Here is a 22,150-nt window from a genome sequence, read left to right on the forward strand (position 1 = left end):
AATGCGCAAGTTCACCCGCACCGTCGCCGCCATGGCGCTCGCCTCGTCCGCGATGGCCTTGGCCCCCGCCGCCCATGCCGAAGCGCCCAAGGCGCTGAAGGATGAAGTGGAGGCCGAGGTCGCCGCCCAGCGCAAGCAGATCCAGGTCATGGTAGACCAGATCTTCAGCTATGCCGAACCCGGCTTTCAGGAGGTTCGGACCAGCGAATACCTGACCGGCATCCTTGAAAAGAACGGTTTCACGGTGACGCGCGGCGTCGCCGGCATTCCCACCGCCTTCACCGCGACATGGGGCAAGGGCGGCCCGAAGATCGCATTGGGCAGCGATATCGACGACGTGCTGGGCGTCTCGCAAATGCCGGGCGTTCCGGTGCTGATGCCGATGGTCGAAGGCGCGCCGGGGCATGGCGAGGGCCATAACTCCGGCATGCCGCTGATGGTCGCCGCCGCTCTGGCAGTGAAGAAAGTGATGATCCACCACAACATGCAGGGCCAGCTCATGCTCTGGCCCGGCGTGGCCGAGGAACTGCTCGCCACCAAGGCCTATTACGTGAAGGCCGGGTTGTTCAAGGATGTGGACGCGACGATCTTCGCCCACGTCAGTTCCGATTTCTCGACCGGGTACGGCGAGATGGGCGCCAACGGCATGGTCTCCGTCGAATACGACTTCAAGGGCAAGACGGCGCACTCCGCCGGCATGCCCTGGGAAGGCCGCAGCGCGCTCGACGGCGCCGAGGTGATGGACGTCATGTGGAATTTCCGGCGGGAGCATCTGCCGGTGACGCAGCGCTCGCACATGGTCATCACCAATGGCGGCGGCCAGCCCAACGTGGTGCCGGACAAGGCCAGCATCTGGTACTATTTCCGCGACCGTACGTTCGAGACGATCCGCTCGCTCTACGAAACCGGCAACACCATCGCCGATGCCGCCGCGATGGGCACCGGCACCACCGTCACCCACCGCATCCTCGGCTATGCCGCCCCCAACTTCGGCAACAAGCCGCTGGCGGAGGCCGCCTATGCCAATATCAAGGCGGTGGGCATGCCGCAGTGGAGCGCCGACGATCAGGCCTTCGCCAAGGCCGCGCAGACGCTGAACGATCGCAAGGTGGAGCCGCTAAAGGCCGAAGTTGCGGAACTCTCGACCCCCGAAAACCGCGAACGCTCGATCGGCGGCGGGTCGGACGACGTGGGCGACATCATGTGGGCGGTGCCGACGATCACCATCCGCTACCCCTCCAACATCCCCAACATGATCGGCCACAACGCCACCTCCGCCTTCGCGATGGCGACCCCGATCGCGCACAAGGGCGTGGAGGCCGGCGCCAAGGCCGTGGCGATGACGGTGCTGGACCTGATGACGACGCCGCAGCTCATCACCGATGCCAAGACCTACTTCACCGACGTTCAGGCAAAGACGGCGAAGTACGACCCGATCCTCAACGAGAACGAGGGCCCCGCGATCTGGCTGAACAAGCGCGCCATGGACCTCTACCGCCCGCAGATGGAGAAGTATTACTACGATCCGAAGAAGTACGATACGTACCTTGACCAGCTCGGCATCAAGTACCCGACCCTGACCGCCCCCGCCGCCCCTGCCCCTGCCCCTGCGGCGAAGAAGTGAGGGCGGCCATCATGAACAGGCATAAGAGAGCCCTCGGTGTCGCTCTGTCCCTCCTGGGTGGGGCTCTCGCGGGGGCGGCGCTTGCGCCCGCCCCCGCCTCGGCGGCTGCCGATCCCGCGCTGAAAAAGGAGGTCGCCGACGCGGTCGAGGTGCAGCGCAAGCAGATCCAGGTCATGGTGGATGAGATCTTCAGCTTCGCCGAGCCCGGCTTTCAGGAGCAGCGGACCAGCGAATATCTGATCGGCATCCTCGAAAAGAACGGCTTCACGATCCAGCGCGGCATCGCCGGCGTGCCCACTGCCTTCACCGCATCGTGGGGTACGGGCGGCCCGAAAATCGCGCTCGGCAGCGATATCGACGGCTTGCTCGGCGTCTCTCAGATGCCCGGCACGCCCGACCTCAAGCCGCTGACCGAAGGCGCACCGGGGCACGGCGAAGGGCACAATTCCGGCATGCCGCTGATGGTCGCCGCCGCCATTGCCACCAAGCAGGTGATGGCGAAGCACCACATTCCCGGCCGTCTGATGCTCTGGCCCGGTGTGGCCGAGGAACTGCTGGGCACCAAGGCCTATTACGTGCGCGCGGGCGTGTTCAAGGACGTGGACGCCTCCATCTTCGCGCATGTCGGCACCGGGTTCGGCACCGGCTGGGGTGATCTGGGCCTCAACGGCATGATCTCGGTCGAATACCAGTTCAAGGGCAAGACCGCCCACTCCGCCGCGATGCCGTGGGACGGGCGCAGCGCGCTCGATGGGGTGGAGGTGATGGACGTCATGTGGAACTTCCGGCGCGAACATCTGCCGGTCAGCCAGCGGTCGCACAACGTGATCGTCAATGGCGGCGGCCAGCCCAATGTCGTGCCCGACAAGGCGGTGGACTGGTACTATTTCCGCGAGCATGACTTCGCATCGCTGCGCACGCTCTACGAAACCGGCAACACCATCGCCGATGCGGCGGCACTGGGCACCGGCACCACCGTCACCCGCAAGGTGCTGGGCTTCGCGGCGCCCAATTATGCCAACCGCCCGCTGGCAGAGGCGCTTTACGCCAATATCGAAACGGTCGGCATGCCGCAGTGGTCGGCCGCCGATCAGGCCTTCACCAAGGCGGTGCAGACCCACAACAAGCTGAAGGTGGAACCACTACCCGACAAGGTAGCCCCGCTCTCCACGCCGGAACTGCGCGGCAAGGTCGGGTTCGGCGCGTCGGACGATATCGGCGATGTGATGTGGACGGTGCCGACCGTCACCATCCAGTACCCCGCCAACATCCCCAACGTGATCTTCCACCACGCCACCGCCGCGATGGCGATGGCGACGCCGATCGCGCACAAGGGCACCGTTGTCGGCGCCAAGGCCGTGGCGATGACGGTGCTGGATCTCATGACCACGCCCCAGATCATCACCGATGCCAAGGCCTGGTTCCACGACGTTCAGTTGAAGGACCAGAAGTACGACCCGCTGATCGCGCCGACGGACATGCCCGCGATCGACCGCAATGCCCGCACCATGCAGGAAATGCGGCCGCTGATGCAGGGCCGGTACTACGATCCCAAGAAGTACGACAGCTATCTGAAGCAGCTCGGCATCGATTACGACGCTGCGAAATATGATGCCCAGTAACGAAACCTGCGCGCGCTGACCTTCACCAGCGCCGACCGGCCGGGGCCATCCCACCCGACAGACTGCCCCGGCCGGCCTTTTCCCCCAAATCTCCGCAGCATCGCTGGCGTTTCGACTGGAAATTTCCTGCCGGTTAACCAATTCTACCGGAATTACCCGGAGTATAGTTCGGGAAGGTCGCAAATTCCCAAGAAAGTCAAATGCTTCCCATTCTGCATTGCATTCGCGACGAACATGATTCGCCCCTCGTCCTGCTGGCAGCGCTGGTCTGCGTGCTGTCTACGGTCGGGACCGTCAGACTATGCCGGCAGGTCCGCTGGTCGCACGGGCACGGGCGCATCGGATGGCTGGCAACGGCGGGGCTCGTGGCCGGCCTGGGCATCTGGGCAACCCATTTCATTGCCATGCTGGGTTACAATCCGGGCTTCGTCTTCGGCTACGACCTGACGGGAACCGTGGCATCGCTGGCCATCGTGCTGGCTACCTCGATCGCCGCGCTTGTCCTGGCCTCCCAATTCAATACCCGTGTCGGCATCGCCCTCGGCGCAGCGTTGATGGGCGGCGGGGTGGCGACCATGCATTACGTGGGCATGGCCGCGCTGGAAATGCCGGCGGTGATCCGCTGGAATCAGGGCTATGTGGCGGCCTCGCTGGTGCTTGCGATCGCGCCGCTGCTTCTGGCCATTCCGCTTGCTCTAAAAGGGCAGACCTTGCGAACCGGGGCCGCTGCGGCGGGGCTGATGACGCTTGCCGTCGTGCTGCTGCACTTCACCGGCATGACCGCGATCTCCCTGATCCCCTCGCGTACCGAGTTTTCGCCGGAAACGATGATGTCCCCCCGCGCGATGTCGCTGTGGGTCTTCGTCGTCGCCGCCTGCACTTTGGGTATAGCGGCTACTGCGGCGATGGTCAGTCGCCGTGCAGAAATCACCCGCCGCAACTCCGAGCGTCTCAACCGCGAACGCGTCGAACTCGTGGGCCGCCGGCTCGACATGGCGCTGGAGAACATGCACCAGGGCCTGTGCCTGTTCGGCGCCGACGGCCGCCTGATCCTGTGGAACCAGCGCTTCGTCGAAATGTACCACATGGCCCCGCACGAAATGCAGGTGGGCATGACCATGCGCGAGATGGCCCGCGTCGCCATCGGCAAGCGGGCGCCGGCCGGCGAACTGGACCACCGCGTCACGAAGGTGCTGCACAATCTGGAAGCCGCGCTGGAAGGCCGCACCCACGCGCCGGACGTTTCGGAATACGAAGACTTCATCGTCTCGGTCCGTTCCCGCCCCCTGCCCGATGGCGGCTGGGTTTCGACCTTCGACGACATTACCGAGCAGCGGAAGACCGAAGCCCACATCCAGCATCTTGCCTTGCACGATGGCCTTACCGGCCTGCCGAACCGCAGCAAGTTCAATGCCCTGGTAGACCGGTCCATAGCGATCGCCGCCCATTCCGGAGAACGGCTGGGCCTTGTCGTCCTGGATCTCGACGGTTTCAAGGAAATCAACGATTCACGTGGACACGCCGCAGGGGACGAGGCGCTTCGGGCCGTGGCAACCGCCCTGAGCGGGGCCCTGCAGGAAGGCGAAGGCGCTGCCCGGCTTGGCGGGGACGAATTCGCCGCCACCATCCTGTTCCGCGAAACGCACGAACTGGCGGACTTCGTCCACCGCGTCGCCTCCTGCTTCAATGGCGCGACAGCATCGGCCGCGGGCGATTTCGTCATCAAGGCCAGCCTCGGCGTCGCCGCCTATCCGGACGACGGGCAGGACCGCGAGCAGCTGTGCAACAACGCCGACCTTGCGATGTACCGCGCCAAGGACAACCTGGGCGAGCGCATCTGCTATTACGAAAAGGGCATGGACGAGAGCGCACGCCATCGCCGCCAGATGGCGGCGGATCTGCGCGGTGCCGCCGAGCGTAACGAACTGGTGATCCTCTATCAGGTCCAGCGCTCGCTGAAGGACGAATGCATCAACGGCTACGAAGCGCTGGTGCGTTGGCAGCATCCGGTTCGCGGTCTGGTCACCCCATGCGACTTCATCCCCATTGCCGAGGAGACGGGCGAGATCTTCGCGATCGGCGAATGGGTGCTGCGCGAAGCCTGCCGGGAAGCTGCCCGCTGGCCCGATCACCAGATGGTGGCGGTGAACCTTTCCGCCGTTCAACTGGGTCAGGCGAACTTGCCCGAGATCGTTGCCGGCATTCTGGTGGAAACGGGCCTCTCGCCCCGCAGGCTCGAACTGGAGATCACCGAAACCGCGATCATCGGTGACAAGGTGCGGGCCCTGCATATCCTGCGCAAGCTGAAGAGCATGGGCGTCAGCATCGCAATCGACGATTTCGGCACCGGCTATTCGTCGCTCGACACGCTGAATTCCTTCCCGTTCGACAAGATCAAGATCGACAAGTCCTTCGTCACCGGGTCCGACGAACGGCCGCAGGCACGCGCGATCATCCGCGCGGTGCTGGCGCTGGGCCGCAGCCTGGACGTGCCGGTGTTGGCCGAGGGCGTGGAGACACATTCGCATGTCGATCTGCTGCAGGCGGAAGGCTGCGATCAGGTGCAAGGCTTCCTGTTCGGACGGCCGCAATCCGCACCCAGCCTTGGACAGGCCGTAGTCAGCCTGAACGGCGTGAACCTGAACGAGCTGGAATTGGACGCCGGCAGCCTGTCGTAAAAGGCTGCGGCCTGATGGCAGCGTCCACACCGGCGAGGTGCTCCGGGCTTGACACCATCGCCGCGCGGTTGCTGAGAGCCGGATAGACCATGCTCCGGGCAGCCCTGCCCGCCAGACGAGGAAGCGCCCTTGCCCACTGCCGTCAGCCTTGCCCAAGGCGTCACTTTCGCCAACGATCGCCCGATGGTGCTGATCGGCGGCATGAACGTCATCGAAGGCCGCGACATCGTTCTGGAAGTTGCCGGCGAATTCGCGCGGCTGACCGGCGAACTCGGCATCCCCTATGTGTTCAAGGCCAGTTTCGACAAGGCGAACCGCTCGTCTATCAATTCATTCCGGGGCCCCGGCCTGGAAGCCGGTCTGGAAGTGCTGGCCGAAGTGCGCGAACGTTTCGGCGTGCCCGTCCTCACCGACGTTCACGAACCTTACCAGGCGGAAGCCGTCGCGCAGGTGGCGGACATTCTGCAGCTTCCGGCGTTCCTTGCGCGCCAGACCGATCTCGTCGTCGCGCTGGCCCGCACCGGCAAGGCGATCAACGTCAAGAAGCCCCAGTTCCTCGCGCCGCACGAAATGCGCCATATCATCCGCAAGTGCGAGGAAGCCGGCAACGACCAGATCCTGCTGTGCGAGCGCGGCAGTGCTTTCGGCTACAACAACCTGGTGGTCGACATGCTGGGCATGGACGAGATGAAAGCCATGGCCCCCGTCGTCTTCGACGCGACCCATGCGCTGCAGCGTCCGGGCGGCCGTGAATCGAGCGCCGACGGGCGGCGCACGCAGGCGGCCGTGCTGGCCCGATCCGGCATGGCGGTGGGGATCGCCGGACTGTTTCTGGAAGCACACCCGGACCCGGACAAGGCCCTTTGCGACGGGCCCTGCGCGCTGCCGCTCGACAAGCTGAGGCCCTACCTCGAACAGATGCAGGCGATCGACCGGCTGGTGAAGCAGTTCCCGGCGCTGGAAATCGACTAACGCGGGGCCATCTCAGAGTCCGTTTGAAAAATGCCCGCAGGGGCATTTTTGAGGCGGCACCGGCCCTCTCCCGTTCCGAAGAACACGAAAAGGTCCGGGGGACCTTTTCGCTGAGGGGGCCTACCACCCATCGGTAGTATCCTGCGGGTGGTAGGGTGGGGGAGAGGGCCGGTGCAGCAAAATTCGCATTTCGCGAATTTTCAAACGTTCTCTCAGGCCTTTGACGCAAGCACCGTTGTGGGCGTCAAAGGCCTATGCGCAGGAAGTCGTGCAAGTGGATGATACCGACCGGAAGCTGGTTTCCGGTCGCAAAACCTTCCTCCACCACGCTTATGCAGCGCTCCTCGTCGTCGGCTATGACGAAGGCGCAGGAAATCTTGGTATCGTTCAGGAAGCGCAGCGCATCTTCGGCCATCATGCCGGTGCGCACGACTTTCGGCCGCCGCGTCATCACGTCGCGCGCGCAAAGCTGATCCAGCGCCCGGAAATGACGGCGCAAGTCGCCATCGGTGATGATGCCCACCAATCGCCCCGCCGCATCGACCACCCCGGCAATGCCGAACCCCATGGAGGTCATCTGCGAGATGACTTCTTCCATCGGCAGGTCCAGATCGACCAGCGGCAGCTTGTCCTGCCCGTGCATCAGTTCGCCCACGGAGGCGAGGCGTAAGCCGATCGTCCCGCCGGGGTGCAGTTCCTTGAAGCCATCGCGGGAGAAGCCGCTGGCATCCATCAGCACCATGGCCAGCGCATCGCCCAGCGCCAGTTGCTGCGCGGTGGAACTGGTAGGTGCGATGTTCGAAGTGCAGGCCTCCTTCGCCAGCGGCATCAGCACGCACACGGTCGAGCGGCGCTCCACCATCGAGCCGGCGCCGGAGGTGAAGCCCACCACGGGGATGCCGCGCCGTTCGGCGTGATCGAAGAGCACCTGAAATTCGGCGGTATTGCCCGAATTGGACAGCGCCAGGATGACGTCGCCCTCCACGACCATGCCCAGATCGCCATGGGCCGCTTCGCCGGGGTGAAGGTAGATCGCGGGTGAACCCGTTGCCGCCAACGTCGCTGCGATCTTGCGCCCGACATGGCCGGATTTGCCGATGCCGGCGACCACGATGCGGCCGGTTGCGAGCCCGAGGAGTTCGCAGGCTGAAACGAAATTCCGGTCGAGCGAGGCAGCCAGATGATCGAGCGTTCGCGCCTCGATGCGGATGACATCGCGCGCCCTCGCCAGAACCCTATCGCTTGCCCCTACGGCCTTCAGGACCACTGAAGATGCCAAAATGAACTCCCCTTTACGCTTCAAAGGAAGATAAGAATTTCGGTCCCCGCAAAAGGCCTGCAAAAAAGAAGAAATAAAAGAGGGTGCGTCAGCCAACCAGGTTAACGGACGGCAATTCCAACTAATTACTGCGTAACTCTCACAATACAGTATGTAAATCCCCTCAAACCCTTAGACCGCCCGCTTCGTCGCAATTCCCGGTGCGTCCCTCGCAAACGGAATTGCGGCCATTGAATGCACGGAAGAATGGCTCGACTCGGGGTAAACCTCAGGATTTCTGCGGATCGCCGGTAGGAGTGCGCAGGCCCACGGGCCGCCAGGGCTGGCCGATCCAGCCTGCCAGACGGTCGCGTGCCGCCCATACCCATCCCACCCGGCGTTCGGCGATACCGGGCAGACTCAGCAGGTCTCCGCCCAACCATGGGAGGAACGGGTTGCGCCGGGCATAGGACCATATTTCCACCCGCTCGATCGGCCGTACCGATGCCCCGCGTGCGTGAAACCCGATGGTGTCGGCCACGACCAGCGTATTGCCGGCAACCGCCAGCGCCTCACCATCCGCAAGCCCCATCGCCGCAAGCTCCTCTTCGCCGACGCGGGGCGAACCGCGCCCGGTAAGCCGGCTCATCTCGCGCGGATCGGCCAGGCTTCGGCGATATTCCCAATCCATGCGCTCGGGCGTCAGGCGATGCGATCCGCGCACGTAAGTGAACGGCGCCTCGTCAGGCTCCACCGCGTTCAGAAACAGCCACGCCTTCAGCGATGAGTGGAATGCGTCGGCGTGCAGCGCCTCTTGCGGGTCGACATGATCGCCCTCGTCATGGGTGACGATCGTCTGGATATAGTGCAGCGGCGTGACGCGAAAACTGGCGACGTAGTGGAACAGCGCCCGCAGATCGTCGCGATCGAGTTGTCGACGCAATTCGGGGATCGCGGCGAGCATGTCCGGATCGACCGCGAGCCGGCGCGTCACCGCATCGCCCTGCTGCATTTCGCGCGCCTCTCCCCGATAATCGAGGATTGCCTGCCGCAGTGCAGCGAAAGTCTCGGGCGGGATGAAATCGGAAATCGCGACGAAGCCGTCCCGGTCGAACGCCTCACGCCAATCGGCGCGAACATGTCGGGCGAGTCGCCTCCGACGCCAAGCGCAAAGCGCTCCGGCCAGCTGCACGCGCGCCCGGTGAAGGCCGCGCCGATTCAGCCGCTGGGAGCCGATCAGGGGATTGTCCAGGAAACTTTTCGCGCCCGTTCCAAGCTGGATTACCCAGATCGGGAACATAAAGAATAACTTGACCGACTTGAAAACAATCATGAAAACAGGACCAATCCTTCGGATCGCTCAATGGCCCCAACAAGGGGTATTTGGCAACTTCTTTCGCGGAGTCCGTCGCACGGAATGCCAGTTCCGTCGCATCGGCCAGTGCGGAAGCATTGTGCAAGGCGACGAATATAGATGACCACAGGCTCAAGCGCAGGGACCATTCTGGCGCTTATCGGCGCAATCGCCGCCACACCCGCCTTTGCCGAAGTTTCAGCTTCACCGGACGGCGCGCAAAACCCTATTTCCAAGCCGCATGGGCCCCCGGCCGTCAGCTTGCCCGAGGCGGCAAATCCCGTTCCCTTGATCTCGCCAAAGCCGCTTATCGGCATCGAGCCGATAAGCTGGAATCTCGCGCACCTGTCTTCCGATAGTGACGCGCCGGGAGTTTCGAGCGAAGTCACTGCCCTCGTCGCTGCGATGCCTGCCGGGGAAGCCGGTAATTTCGCCGCCGGAACCCTGCCGGCCGAACCGCAGAGCGAAGTCGGGCCGCCAAGCATTGCCGATGCGCCTGAGCCGCCCCGGATGCGCTGGTCGGACCATCTTCCGCGGAGTGAGGCGCCCTATAACGGGTTCTTCGCGCAGGCGAGCACGGTGAAGACCGAAACCCTGCTGTTCACCGGCTATTTCATGGCCGTCAGCGCGCACAAGTTCTTCGAAGACCCCGTGCCGTTCCATTTCAAGGACGAAGGCTACTTCGGCAAGAACACCGACAATATCGGCGTCGACAAGCTGACCCACGCGTTCGACACCTATCTGATCGCCGAATTCCTGCACAACCGCATTCACAACCGAACCGGCGCATCGCAGGGCGATGCCATCACCGCGGCCATCATCGCCTCTGGCCTGATGGCGTTCAACGAGATTTCGGACGCGATCGAGCCGGACAGCGGTTATTCGCTTCAGGATGTGTCGATGAACATCGCCGGCGCCGCCTTGTCCGTGCTGCGCAATACGGTGCCGGGAATGAAGGAGAAGTTCTCCTTCAAGGTGGAGATCATTCCCAACGACAAGATCTGGAGCATCCAGGGCAAGCCGCACTACGCGCAGCAGCGCTACATGTTCTCGCTGAAGGGCGCCGGCTTCGAAAAGCTGCACAACACCCCGCTGCGTTTCGTCGACCTGCAGGTGGGCTATTTCGCGTCGGACTTCCTCAACGAAGATCGTGCGGCGGGCAAGGAACCGAAGCGCCATCTCTTCGTCGGCGTGGGCTTGAACCTTGGCGAACTTCTCTTCTCGAATTCGCGGTCGAAGATCGGCAGGATGGCCTACTCGGTGCTTGACTACGTCCAGATCCCTTATACTTCGGTGCGATACGACACCACGGGACAGTTCGACTTCTGATCGGTCGAACCTATCTGCCCGCCGGCAACCGACGGGAAGACAAGATGACGGACCCGCTTTCGCACGCGGTCGAACAGGCCATGCGCGATGCGGCGCGGCTGGCGATCATGCCGCGCTTTCGCACGGCGGACGCGCGCGTCCTGATCGACAAGGCCGGCGCGGATGAAGGCGGAGAAGAACCCGTCACCGCAGCCGACCGCGAGAGCGAAGAAATCCTCTCCGACCGGCTTGCAACACTGATCCCGGGCGCCGGCATCGTCGGCGAGGAGGCGGTCCATGCCGATCCCGATTTGCTCCAGCGCCTCCGCAGCGGCACATCATGGCTGATCGACCCGCTGGACGGCACGGCCAACTTTGCCGCGGGCCAGGGCCCATTCGGCATGTTGGTCGCCCTGGTAGAGGATGGACTGCCGGTGGGCGGCTGGATTTTCGATCCGCTCTCCGGCCGCTTCTGCGCCGCGCGCGCGGGCCGGGGTGCCTGGATCGACGGGGAGGCGTTCACCGTACCGGAACCCGCACGCGAACGCCCGCTGGTTGCCGTGACACGCCTGTTCGCCGACCGGACCCTCCGTGCGGAAATGATCGCGGCTCTGGCGCTGGATCATGAGGTGGTGGACAGCCCGCGCTGCGCCGCCGACCAGTACCCGCGCATCGCGACCGGCGGCAACGACGTCACGCTGTTCACGCGCACGCTGCCGTGGGATCACGCGGCGGGCATCGTCTTCCTGAACGCCGCCGGCGGGCGCGCCGCGCGGCCGAACGGAGCGCCCTATCGCAGCGATGAAAATGCCGAGGGCCTGATCGCCGCTACCTCCCCCCGACAGTGGGATGCAGTGGCGCGCAGGCTTGAAGAATTGGGTTACGATCTTACCAAGGCGAATGTAACGTTGTGACCCCCGCGACCGATATTTCCATGAACACCGTTCCGTTCCTGCGCATCCCCCCCTTCCCCGGCCACCGCGCCCAGCCGCTTGCCGTGCCGCGCCCGGAAGGCGCCAAACGGCAAGAGGCTGGGCCGGCAGACCTTTCCATCGCCGACAGGCTGGTGGCCGCCTTGCAGCAGTCGCGGGTGGGCGGGACGTTCTGGGGCGCGTGGCCCGCGCCCGCAGCCGCCCGCGACGTGATCCTTGCAGCCTCTTCAACCGAAGGTCTGTCTGCCTGCGTGGCCAGCGCCCGCGCGGCCGGGCTGCTCGATCGCGCCGTTTCGGTCGGCCCAGCCGGTTCCGAGGCGGTCCCCAGCCTGCCGGCCGGCATCGATCCATGGCATCTCTGCGCCGGCGCCAGCCACGTGATTGCCTCGGCCGATGACGAGATCGCGCTGATTGCCGCCATTCTTGGCCTGCCGCTTACCGTGGTCGGCGCGGGCCGCTTCGCCGCGCTTGCCCAGCCAGAAGCGCTGGGGCCCGTGATCGCGCGGGAACTGTGCCAGCATTGGACCTACCGCAACCCGTTCACCGGCGGCGAGATAGACGCCCTCGAAGCCATCACCATCCTCGGCCGCTGGCGCGCGCTTATCGATGCGAACCGCACGGTCGCATCGGTGCTTGGTATTGCGCGCTGGAAGCGGATCACGGCGGACAATCTGCTGTGGGCCGGGTCCGGCCCGGTGCCGCATGATCGCAAGAACGTGTCCACCCCCGGCGCACAGGCGCTCGCCTGGATCACCCGCAGCGATCCTGCGGCCATTGCCGCGCTGGAAGCCAAGGGCGTGCCCGTCGGCGAGATCGAGGACGGCATGATCCGCTCGACCGGACTAGGCGCCAATTGCGTGCCGCCGCTGTCGATCGTGGTCGATACGCAGGGGCCGCATTTCGATCCCGCGCAGGCCAGCATGCTGGAAACCCTGCTGGAAACCGCCGAGATCGATGCCCCGATGCTGTCCCGGGCCGCCGATCTGCGTCGGCGGCTCGTGCAGGCCGGCATCAGCAAGTACGAGAACGACAGCAACCGGGCCGCCTCCGCCGAAGATGGTCGGCGGGAAGGCCGGCTTGTTTTGGTCACCGGGCAAGTGGAGGATGACCGTGCCGTGCTCACCGGCGGCGGTGGGCTGGGCAATCTCGAACTGCTGCGCCGGGCCCGCGCGCAGGAACCCGGATCGCGCATCATTTTCAAGCCGCATCCCGATGTGGAGGCCGGCCACCGCAAGGGCCACGTACCCGATGCGCAGGCGCTGGAATTCGCGGACGAGATAGACCGCACTTCCTCGATCGCGGCGCTGCTGGACCGCGTCGACGCCGTTCACGTCATCAGTTCGCTGGCCGGGTTCGAGGCTTTGATGCGCGGGCGTGAGGTCGTCACCCACGGCGTGCCGTTCTATGCCGGCTGGGGCCTCACGCGCGATCTGGGCCCGGTGCCGGACCGGCGCACGCGCCGCCGCACGCTGGACGAACTGGTGGCGGCCACGCTCATCCTCTATCCGCGCTATCTCGATCCGGTCACCCGCCTGCCCTGCGAGGCGGAGGTGCTGGTGGAACGCATCGCAGCGGGTCAGGCCATCGTCCGTTCGCCGCAGATCTGGCTGCGCGAATGGCAGGGCCGGCTGAACCGTTTGCTCGGGCGGCGATGACATCGGCTCCATCGCTTGCCAATCGGCGCAGCCACTTGCTAAGCGCCTCCGCTCCCGAGGCACCTCCCCGACCGGACCAGATCTTGCCAGAAGCCCGCTCCTCCCGAACTGACAGCCTTGCCTCGCGGCCCATCGTTCTCGATGTCAGCCGCCTGATCTGGCGCCTCTGGCGCGGGCGGCTGCCAACCGGCATCGACCGCGTGTGCCTGGCCTATCTGGACCATTTCGCCAGCCAGTCCTGCGCGTTCCTGCAATGGCGCGATCGCCGGATCGTGCTTGGGCCGAAAGATAGCGACCGCCTGTTCGCGCTGCTGATGGACGGTATCGGCAAATTGGACAAGCGGCGCCTCGTCCTGCTGCTGGCGCGGGCGATACCCCGCGCGATGCTGGCGGGGCCTGACCTTGCCGGGCGGATCTACCTGAATGTCGGCCATACCGGGCTTCATGTGGACAGCCTTCCCGAATGGCTGCAACAGCGCGGCCTGCGCCCGGTCTACCTGATCCATGACCTGATCCCCATCACCCACCCGGAATTCTGCCGCCCCGGTGAGAAGGACAAGCACGCCGTCCGCATGCGCAATGCCCTGCGCAGCGCTTATGGCATCATCCTCAATTCCGCCGATACCGGCCGGGCCCTGACGGAATTTGCCGTACAGAAAGGCATCGCCAATCCCGCCCAACTGGTCGCCCATCTCGGCATCGAGCCGGCTGCGCCAAGCGGCAGCGCCGTCCCGCATTCCCGCCCCTATTTCCTCTCGATCGGCACGATAGAGGGGCGCAAGAACCACATGCTGCTGCTCGATGCGTGGGACAAGCTGCGCGCAAAGCTTGGCCCCGACACGCCGGACCTCGTGCTCGTTGGGCAGCGCGGGTGGATGGCGGAAGCGACATTCGCCCGCCTCGACCAACCTGCGCCGGAACATGGGCGGGTGATCGAACTGGGTTCCTGCGACGACGCGGAACTGGACGCCTGGATCACCCACGCGCGCGCCGTGCTGATGCCCAGCAAGGTGGAAGGGTATGGCCTTCCCGTGCTGGAGGCCATGCTGCGCCGCACGCCCGTGATCGCTGCGGACCTTGCGATCTATCACGAAATTGCGGCCGGCGTGCCGCTGCTTCTGGATGCCGACGATCCCGCCGCATGGGCCGCTGCCGCCGGCGACTATATGCTCGACAGCACAGATCGCAGCCGCCAAATCGCTGCGCTGGAAAAGTTCCCGACGCCTGACTGGGGCGATCATATGGCTTTGGTGGCCCCTTGGTTGGCAACGCTCGGAAAAGCATAATAAAACGCAGAATTCTGCGGGCTTCAGGGCTAGAATAGGCCTGCTTTACGGTGTGGCCTATCCGTCACAGATTGGCGCCAATACCCATTCTGCGACTAATTTTAATGAAACCAAATCTTCGCCTTTCCGGTTGGGCAGCTAGCGACAACCAAAGGAAGTTGGCCATGATTACCAAATCCCTCACGCTCGCTGCGGTGATGATCGCAGGCATCGCATCTCAATCGGCTGCGGCCCAGGATACGGACACCACCACGAGCTCATCTTCTTCCACCTCAACCAGCAGCAACGGCACCTCGTTCCGGGGCATCCGCGTCGAAGGCAACTTCGGTGGCGACCGCTTCCAGTCCGAAGGGACGCACAACGACAAGTTCGGCTATGGTGCCACGGTCGGTTTTGACGGCATGTATGGCGACAGGATCGTGATCGGCGCCGAAGGCAGCTACTGGCGCGCCAACAACTGGAACCAGAACTGCCAGTCGCTCCCCGACGACAACAGCATCTGCCACAAGGCGTTCGAGGAATGGGGCGCCGCCGTTCGCGCGGGTTACCTGTTCACCCCGCAGTTGCTGGTCTTCGCCAAGGGCGGCTACGTCAATTCCGAACAGCGCCGCCGGATCGATGCGCCGGACGGCAACCAGCTGGTCTACGACCACTATCGCGCCGATGGCTATCAGGTCGGCGGCGGCGTGGAATATACGCTGACGCAGGGCCGGATGCCGGTCTACCTCAACGCCCAGTACGTCTATTCGGACTATCACGGCCACACCGCACGCCAGCGCATCATGGGCGGCGTGGGCGTCCGCTTCAAATAGCACCTGCCGAGACGGAGGCATTCGCCCCCGTCTCCGCGCGCGCTCCCTGCCGGCTGGCAATCGTCGCTACCCCCTCGGCAGGGAGCACCGCCCGGATCGCCAATCTGGGCCGGATCGCTACATAGCCTCTCCGATGGCTTCCAGCGAACGCCGCTTGGTCTCCGGGAAGAAAACCGCCACCACCACGAATTGCAGCGCCATCATCGCCGCGAACAGCCAGAACGGCAGGGCCCGCGCATGGGCTGCCGCCAGCGGGAACCCGAAGGCGATCACCGCATCCATGAACCAGTGGACCGACGATCCCAGGCTCTGCCCTCGGGCGCGCACGTCGGTCGGGAAGATCTCGCTGATATAGACCCAGATCACTGCGCCCTGCGAAAAGGCGAAGAAGGCGATGAAGCCGATCAGCAGCCAGAGCAGCCAGTCCTGATGCGTGCCGCTGGAGAAGATCACCGCCACGCCAGCTAGCGCGGCCGTCAGCCCCACGGATCCGATCAGCAACAGCGTCTTGCGGCCGATACGGTCGATCACCGTCAGCGCCAGTGCCGTGAAGATCAAGTTGCAGGCGCCGATCACGATGGCCTGCCGGTCTGCCGAAACGCCGCTGAAGCCAGCGGCCGCAAAAATGTCGTTGAGATAGTAGAGGATGGCGTTGATGCCTGAGAGCTGGTTGAACCCGGCAATCGCAATCGCCAGCAGCATCGGCCGGTGATGCCGCTTCCAGCTGAGGCGCGGGGCATGGGTTGCCCCCTCGGCCCGCCGCCAGCGCTCCATCTCGCCCGCAACGTCCGCATTGCCCAGCCTGCCGAGCACCGCCGCCGCCTCACCCTCTCGCCCCTTGGCGAACAGCCAGCGCGGGCTGTCCGGGATCGTGCGCATCATCACCAGCAGCAGCACCGCCGGAATGGCGGTAACGCCGAATTTCACATGCCAGTCCAATGCGCCCAGTTGCAGGCTGGATACGAAGTAGTTGCTGAGATAGGCGACAAGTATGCCCAGCACGACATTGAGCTGGAACGCCCCTACCATCATCCCGCGCCGCTCGGCCGGAGCGATTTCGGCGATATAGACCGGCGCGAGCACGGACGATGCCCCCACCGCGAAACCGGCAAGCACACGCATGACCAGCAGCACCGGCCAGTTCGGCGCCAGAAGACAGCCGATGCCCGAAATGAGGTAGAGCAGTGCGATCACCGACAGCGAAGCGCGTGCGCCGAAGCGATCCCCGGGAACACCGGCCAGCAGCGCGCCGGCCAAGGTGCCCCAAAGCGCGCTCGAAACGGTAATGCCAACGCCGGTGGCGTCCAGTCCGAATGCCGTACGAATGCCCTCCGTCGTGCCGGCAATCACCGCCGTATCGAAGCCGAACAACAGTCCGGCCAACGCCCCCACCAGCACCCCGCGAAACAGCGTAGAATTCATCAAGACATGCCCATCCCAATTAAATTTTTAATTTTGCGTTATAATTTCACCGTACGGGCTAAGCGGACTTCGCCAGTTGGTCAATCGCATCCATCTTCAGGCAATTCGCTAGGAGACGCATCTTCCGAGTCCATCGTGAATCATGCCGCGATCAAGTTGGGAATTGGCCGGAGCGTCAATCCCAAACGGCCTCGCCCGCCCTGAACGGAAATGAGTACAGGTTTGAACGGACACGAACCAGGCACAGGGGCCCAGGTATAGGGGCGCGTTTTCGCCGACATTGCTGACATTGATGTGCGTGGTAGGTGGTGGTGATGAGTGAGAGTTACGAAGGCTTGCCGCCCGAAGATCGTGTCGGTTGCATTTCAGCCGCGGCCATTGGCGTACCCGTCCTGATACTCGATCTAGCCCGCGTGATGGGCGATGCAGGGCCGAAGCGAAGCGGACTCATCGATCGCATTCCGATTTTCCTGCCCACTCTGTTCATTGTCATAGCCGTCTTTTTCATAAGCCGGGCGGTAGTTCGCCGCCTGAAATAGCGTGTCCGCTTCCCCGCTACCCCCGACCGTTGGAGGCAACATTTGCGGAACATTGCTGATACGTATCAATGCGTTGCTACATTGCAAGGCTTGCTGTCCAAGCCATATTGCGAGTGACTCGCGATAGCAATCGCTGTATCCGCCCCTGCGAATCAGGGAGCGACCCATTGAAAAACAGACTGTTGAACTCGGCCGGGGCCTTCGGCCTTGCGATCCTTTCCATGTATCCCGCGCAGGCGTGGTCCGAAGAAGCTGCTGAGGCGCCAGAACGGAACAGTGAAGGCGACATCATCGTATTGGGCAAGAGCTATGGCGGAGAGGTGGGCAAGACGGTCACCCCGCTGAAGGACATTCCCAATACTGTCACGCTTGTGGATCGGGAGCAGATCCAGGCGCAGAATCTCTTCACGCTGGAAGACGCGCTGACCGCCACGCCGGGCATCACGGTTACGGGTGTCGGCAGCGAAGACCCGTCCTACATGTCGCGCGGTTTCGCGATCAGCAATTACCTGATCGACGGCACGCCCACCCTCTCCTTCAACTTCCCCGCCGTCGTGCCGGACCTGTTCTTCTACGACCGGCTGGAAGTGCTGCGCGGACCGGCGGGCCTGTTCAGCGGATCGGGCAACCCGGCCGGCAGCATCAACATGGTGCGCAAGCGCCCGCTGGACGAATTCAAGGCGCAAGGTTCGCTGGGCTACGGTAGCTACCAGAACTTCCGCGGGGAACTGGATATCTCCGCACCGCTGACGCAGGGCGTGGCCGTGCGCGCGGGCGCCATGGTGCAGGATCAGGACCAGTTTTTCGACGTCGCCCACCGCAATCGTTTGGCGGTGTTCGGCACCGGCAAAGTCGACATCGGCTCGCGCACGACGGTGACCTTCGGCGTCAATTACGATCGCTTCAAGCCCGCTATCCAGTCCGGCCTGCCCGGCATCGCTGGCGGTTGGGACGGCAGCGAAGGCCAGTTGCTTGACGTGCCGCGCTCCACCTATCTCGGCGCGGACTGGAACCGCTTCAAATCGGAAATCTGGTCGGTCTTCGCCGATGTTACGCATCAGATCAGCGACCGGTGGACCCTGCGTGCCAGCGGCCTCTACACCGATACCGACCGTGTCGACGTCTACAGCTACATCGGCAACCAGCCGGTAACGCCCACCAACGGCGTGACGAACCACATCGCCTATCGTGGCGACAGCTTCATGAAGACCCATGCCTTCGATTTCAACGCGGTGGGCAGCTTCCCCGCGTTCGGGCGGGACCACACACTGATCCTGGGCGTCGACTATCAGAGCAGTTCGTACCAGTCGTACTTCACGCGCCTGTCCAACTATGCGCGGATCGACGTCTACGATCCGGTTTCGCCGCTGGAGCCGCCGCTCAATCCCTATGGCCCGCTGCCCTACTATCCGGTGCAGGGCACCGGCGCGACTTGCCCGAACAGCACCACCGTCATCACCCCTGCCCCCGTCAACTGCGTGCTGCAGAGCTATGGCGGCAGCGACACCAAGGTTGAGCAATACGGCGCCTACGGCCAGCTTCGCTTCAATCCGGTGGAAGGGCTGACAGCCATCGGCGGCGGCCGCCTGACCTGGTGGGACACCGATACGCAGACGCTGCTGCCGGTGCTGGGCAAGAAGTCCGGCTATACCATCGATGCCCGCTTCACGCCTTACGCCGGCCTTGTCTGGGACGTGACGAAGGACTGGAACCTCTATGGCTCCTATGCCGACAGTTTCACGCCGCAGGCCGCCCCGGCAGGCCGCGCGCGTCCGGATGGGCGGCAGATCGAACCGCTGGTCGGCGCGCAGTACGAACTGGGCACCAAGCTTTCGCTGATGAACGACAAGCTGCTGCTGTCCGCCGCCGCCTATCAGATCGAACAGACCAACCGCCTGTTCAACGATCCGGACGACGCCACCGTCGTGCTGCAGATCGGCAAGGTCCGCGCGCGCGGGTTCGAGGCGGAGGCCGCGGGTGAGATCCTGCCCGGCTGGCGGATCAACGGCGGCTACAGCTTCACCAAGACCAAGTATCTGGAAGATGCCAATGCGCAGTTCGAAGGGCTGCCGCTGGTACCGATCATTCCGAAGCACTCGGTGAAGGCCTTCACCAATTACAAGGTGCCCAGCGGCCCTCTGAATGGCCTGAGCGTGGGCGGCGCGCTGACGTGGTTCAGCTCGACTTACGGCGGCAATCCGGCGGTTCGCAATGCGGCGGGCGTCGTCACCACCCGCTCCACCATCGTGCGCCAGGGCAGCTATGCCGTGGTGGACCTGCGCGCCGGGTACGATTTCGACGAGCGCATCTCGCTATCGGTCAACGTCAACAACCTGTTCGACAAGACCTATTACGCGCGCATCTCCTCCACCGGTCGCGGCAATTACTTCGGCAGCCCGCGCACCGTCTTCGCCACGCTGCGGTTCGCCTACCCGTGAGCGCTACGTCGGGCAGCAACCGTGCGGAGGCGTGGCGGCGGCGGGGCGACATGACCCTGCGCATCCTGGCGGCCGTGCCGCTGGGATATGCCGTCGCCAGCCTTTGGGCCATGGCACTGGCGCGGCTGCTGCCCGGCGACCGGGCGGAGGCGACGGTGGCGGCAACGCTGGTCGCCTTCGCCTTCTGCGCAGGCGCAGCGATGTGGGCCTTCGCCGCCCGCAGCGGCTGGCGCGCGGTGTGGACACTCGCGCTTGCCGGCGCCCTTGCCGGCGGGCTGACCTGGCTTTCGATCATGGGAACCGGACGGCTATGAGCAAGAGCTTCCGCCAATCGCAATCGTTCCTGCACACCTGGTCGGGCCTGCTGCTCGGCTGGGTGCTGTTCGTCATCTTCGCGGCCGGTACAATGGCCTTCTGGAGAGAAGGGCTGAACCGCTGGATGCGCCCGGAACTGGACCGGATCGAGCAGCCTTATACCGTACTCGCCGGGGCCCAGCGCTTCCTCCAGCACAAGGCACCGGACGCGAAAAGCTGGTACATCACGATGCCCAGCGACCGTTCGGCCGGGGCGCAAGTCTATTGGCAGCCGCAGCCGGAACCGGGCAAGGAACGGGGCCGACGCGGCGGGCGCCGCAGCCGCGACAATCAGGCGCTGATCGGCGCGGACGGCCAGCCTACGGTCGCCCGCGAAACGCGCGGCGGCGAGTTCTTCTACCGCTTCCATTTCGATCTTCACTACATGCCGGTGCTCTGGGCACGCTGGCTGGTGGGCATTTCGGCGATGGCGATGCTGGTCGCGATCCTGACCGGGATCGTCACGCACAAGAAGATCTTCAAGGATTTCTTCACCCTGCGCCGAGGCAAGGGCCAGCGTTCATGGCTGGACGGGCACAACGCCACCGCCGTGCTGGCACTGCCGTTTCACCTGATGATCACGTACACCGGCGTGGTCACGCTGATGGCGATGCTGATGCCATGGGCTTCGGTCGCCAACTATGCCGATCCCGAAAAGCTCTATGACCGCCTGTTCCCGCACGTCGAGGACCCCCTGCGCACCGGTGATCCTGCCCCCCTGACCGATATCACCCGCCTGGTCCGCGATGCCGAACATCGGCTGGGCGGACCGGCCGGTTCCATCAATGTAGCAGAACCCGGAGACGCTGCCGCCACCGTAACCGTCTCACGCGCGAACACTTCCATGCTGTCATCCCGCACGCCATCCGTGACCTATCGCGGCACCGACGGCGCGGTGATCTGGCAGTCTCCGCCACCGGGCGGCGCGAATGTGACGGCGGGGGCGATGATCGGCCTCCATGCCGGGCGCTTCGCGGACTACGGCCTGCGCTGGCTCTACTTCCTTTGCGGCGTGGGCGGCACTTTGATGGTGGCGAGCGGCCTTGTGCTCTGGACCGTCAAGCGGCGCGAGAAACTGCCAAATCCCGCACGCCCGCATCTGGGCTTTCGCATCGTGGCCTGGCTCAACGTGGCCGTGGTCGGCGGTTTCCCGCTCGGCATCGCCGCGATGCTCTGGGCGAACCGGGTGCTGCCGCTGGCCATGAAAGGCCGCGCGGACTGGGAAATCCACACGCTGTTCATCGCCTGGGCTCTCTCACTCGGTATTGCCGGCGTACTGCGCGAAGGACGGGCCTGGTCGGTGCTGCTGGCGGCCACCGGGGCCTTGCTGGCGACGATCCCGTTCTACGACATGCTGGCCACGCCGCGCGGCCTTCCGGCGACGCTGGCGGCGGGAGACTTCGTGCTGGCGGGCATCGACTTTGCCCTGATCGTCTTCGGCACGGCCTTTCTGGCGACGGCGTGGCGGGTCCACACCTATCGCCCGGCGGAGCGCCGTCCCAGGCGCCAGCGTCCACCGGCAACTGCAACGCGTGCACCCATGCTGGAGGCAGCGGAATGACGATTCTCTGCCTTCTCTGCGCCATCGCCGCGTTCGCGCTGTTCGGCCTTGCCAGCGGCCAGCACTACCAACAACGCCTTGGTGCCCGCCCGTCACCGGAACGCAAGCGCGTGCTGAAATGTCTGGCATGGGCGGGAGTGGTGCTGTGCTTCGTGCTCGCCTTCGCGGCACAAGGCGCTGTCTACGGCGGGGTGCTCTGGCTGGGCGCGCTGAGCTTCGGGGCGGCTGCCGTGTTCCTCTTTCTCAACCTCACCCCCACCGAGGCTGACCGGTCACGGCGTTCGAAATGACCTTCCCGGCAAGCACAGCGCGGCCAGGCTGCGAGGCGTCGGGAA

At 64.6% G+C, this 22,150-nt stretch carries 17 protein-coding genes; 14 read left to right on the plus strand and 3 right to left on the minus strand.

Annotated features, from left to right (window positions below; all coding sequences use genetic code 11):
• Position 1: 1 nt before the first annotated feature.
• The 4 genes from ACZ1JC_RS02575 to kdsA all read left to right on the plus strand — a co-directional run bounded on the left by ACZ1JC_RS02575 (position 2) and on the right by kdsA (position 6,896).
• Positions 2 to 1,624 (plus strand): amidohydrolase, encoded by a 1,623-nt coding sequence (locus ACZ1JC_RS02575; RefSeq protein ID WP_465139463.1) that lies wholly within the window; start codon positions 2 to 4, stop codon positions 1,622 to 1,624.
• An 11-nt stretch (positions 1,625 to 1,635) separates the two neighbouring features.
• Positions 1,636 to 3,246, plus strand: coding sequence for a peptidase dimerization domain-containing protein (locus tag ACZ1JC_RS02580; protein ID WP_465139462.1), 1,611 nt, complete (start codon positions 1,636 to 1,638; stop codon positions 3,244 to 3,246).
• A gap of 200 nt (positions 3,247 to 3,446) precedes the next feature.
• Positions 3,447 to 5,924, plus strand: coding sequence for an EAL domain-containing protein (locus ACZ1JC_RS02585; RefSeq protein ID WP_465148476.1), 2,478 nt, complete (start codon positions 3,447 to 3,449; stop codon positions 5,922 to 5,924).
• A gap of 129 nt (positions 5,925 to 6,053) precedes the next feature.
• Positions 6,054 to 6,896 (plus strand): 3-deoxy-8-phosphooctulonate synthase, encoded by an 843-nt coding sequence (gene kdsA, locus ACZ1JC_RS02590; protein WP_465139460.1) that lies wholly within the window; start codon positions 6,054 to 6,056, stop codon positions 6,894 to 6,896.
• A 244-nt stretch (positions 6,897 to 7,140) separates the two neighbouring features.
• Here the strand turns inward: kdsA and ACZ1JC_RS02595 are convergent, their stop codons facing one another.
• Together ACZ1JC_RS02595 and ACZ1JC_RS02600 are read right to left on the minus strand one after the other, a co-directional pair.
• Positions 7,141 to 8,175 carry a KpsF/GutQ family sugar-phosphate isomerase gene (locus ACZ1JC_RS02595; protein ID WP_465139459.1) on the minus strand — a complete coding sequence of 345 codons (1,035 nt, stop codon included), beginning with the start codon at positions 8,173 to 8,175 and terminating at the stop codon, positions 7,141 to 7,143.
• Positions 8,176 to 8,443: 268 nt separating this feature from the next.
• The gene (locus ACZ1JC_RS02600) at positions 8,444 to 9,454 is read right to left on the minus strand and encodes a phytanoyl-CoA dioxygenase family protein (protein ID WP_465139458.1); all 1,011 of its coding nucleotides are present in this window, start codon (positions 9,452 to 9,454) and stop codon (positions 8,444 to 8,446) included.
• Between the two features lie 174 nt (positions 9,455 to 9,628).
• Between ACZ1JC_RS02600 and ACZ1JC_RS02605 the strand changes: the two genes are divergently transcribed.
• From ACZ1JC_RS02605 to ACZ1JC_RS02625, 5 genes are all read left to right on the plus strand, one after another.
• Positions 9,629 to 10,837 carry a DUF2279 domain-containing protein gene (locus ACZ1JC_RS02605; protein WP_465139457.1) on the plus strand — a complete coding sequence of 403 codons (1,209 nt, stop codon included), beginning with the start codon at positions 9,629 to 9,631 and terminating at the stop codon, positions 10,835 to 10,837.
• Between the two features lie 44 nt (positions 10,838 to 10,881).
• Positions 10,882 to 11,730, plus strand: coding sequence for an inositol monophosphatase family protein (locus ACZ1JC_RS02610; protein ID WP_465139456.1), 849 nt, complete (start codon positions 10,882 to 10,884; stop codon positions 11,728 to 11,730).
• A gap of 20 nt (positions 11,731 to 11,750) precedes the next feature.
• Positions 11,751 to 13,403 (plus strand): capsular polysaccharide export protein, LipB/KpsS family, encoded by a 1,653-nt coding sequence (locus tag ACZ1JC_RS02615; protein ID WP_465139455.1) that lies wholly within the window; start codon positions 11,751 to 11,753, stop codon positions 13,401 to 13,403.
• Between the two features lie 83 nt (positions 13,404 to 13,486).
• Entirely contained in the window at positions 13,487 to 14,689 is a 1,203-nt protein-coding gene (locus ACZ1JC_RS02620) for a glycosyltransferase family 4 protein (RefSeq protein ID WP_465139454.1), read from the plus strand.
• Between the two features lie 164 nt (positions 14,690 to 14,853).
• The gene (locus tag ACZ1JC_RS02625; RefSeq protein WP_465139453.1) at positions 14,854 to 15,501 is read left to right on the plus strand and encodes an outer membrane protein; all 648 of its coding nucleotides are present in this window, start codon (positions 14,854 to 14,856) and stop codon (positions 15,499 to 15,501) included.
• A gap of 117 nt (positions 15,502 to 15,618) precedes the next feature.
• Here the strand turns inward: ACZ1JC_RS02625 and ACZ1JC_RS02630 are convergent, their stop codons facing one another.
• A complete protein-coding gene (locus ACZ1JC_RS02630) occupies positions 15,619 to 16,923 on the minus strand; it encodes a sugar porter family MFS transporter (RefSeq protein WP_465139452.1) in 1,305 nt (434 codons plus the stop codon).
• Between the two features lie 314 nt (positions 16,924 to 17,237).
• On the opposite strand from ACZ1JC_RS02630, the gene ACZ1JC_RS02635 reads away from it, so the two are divergent.
• From ACZ1JC_RS02635 to ACZ1JC_RS02655, 5 genes are all read left to right on the plus strand, one after another.
• Positions 17,238 to 17,462 carry a hypothetical protein gene (locus tag ACZ1JC_RS02635; RefSeq protein WP_465139451.1) on the plus strand — a complete coding sequence of 75 codons (225 nt, stop codon included), beginning with the start codon at positions 17,238 to 17,240 and terminating at the stop codon, positions 17,460 to 17,462.
• A 167-nt stretch (positions 17,463 to 17,629) separates the two neighbouring features.
• On the plus strand, positions 17,630 to 19,900 hold the full coding sequence (locus ACZ1JC_RS02640; RefSeq protein WP_465139450.1) for a TonB-dependent siderophore receptor: 2,271 nt from the start codon (positions 17,630 to 17,632) through the stop codon (positions 19,898 to 19,900).
• Positions 19,901 to 19,950: 50 nt separating this feature from the next.
• Positions 19,951 to 20,214, plus strand: a complete 264-nt coding sequence (locus ACZ1JC_RS02645; RefSeq protein WP_465139449.1) for a hypothetical protein — start codon at positions 19,951 to 19,953, stop codon at positions 20,212 to 20,214.
• Positions 20,211 to 21,815: a PepSY-associated TM helix domain-containing protein gene (locus ACZ1JC_RS02650; protein ID WP_465139448.1), complete on the plus strand. Its 1,605-nt coding sequence runs from the start codon at positions 20,211 to 20,213 to the stop codon at positions 21,813 to 21,815. Before ACZ1JC_RS02645 ends, ACZ1JC_RS02650 begins: the two co-directional genes overlap by 4 nt.
• The gene (locus ACZ1JC_RS02655) at positions 21,812 to 22,105 is read left to right on the plus strand and encodes a DUF3325 domain-containing protein (protein WP_465139447.1); all 294 of its coding nucleotides are present in this window, start codon (positions 21,812 to 21,814) and stop codon (positions 22,103 to 22,105) included. Before ACZ1JC_RS02650 ends, ACZ1JC_RS02655 begins: the two co-directional genes overlap by 4 nt.
• The last annotated feature ends 45 nt before the right edge of the window (positions 22,106 to 22,150 follow it).

Source organism: Sphingomonas sp. BL-S-28, assembly GCF_055521515.1.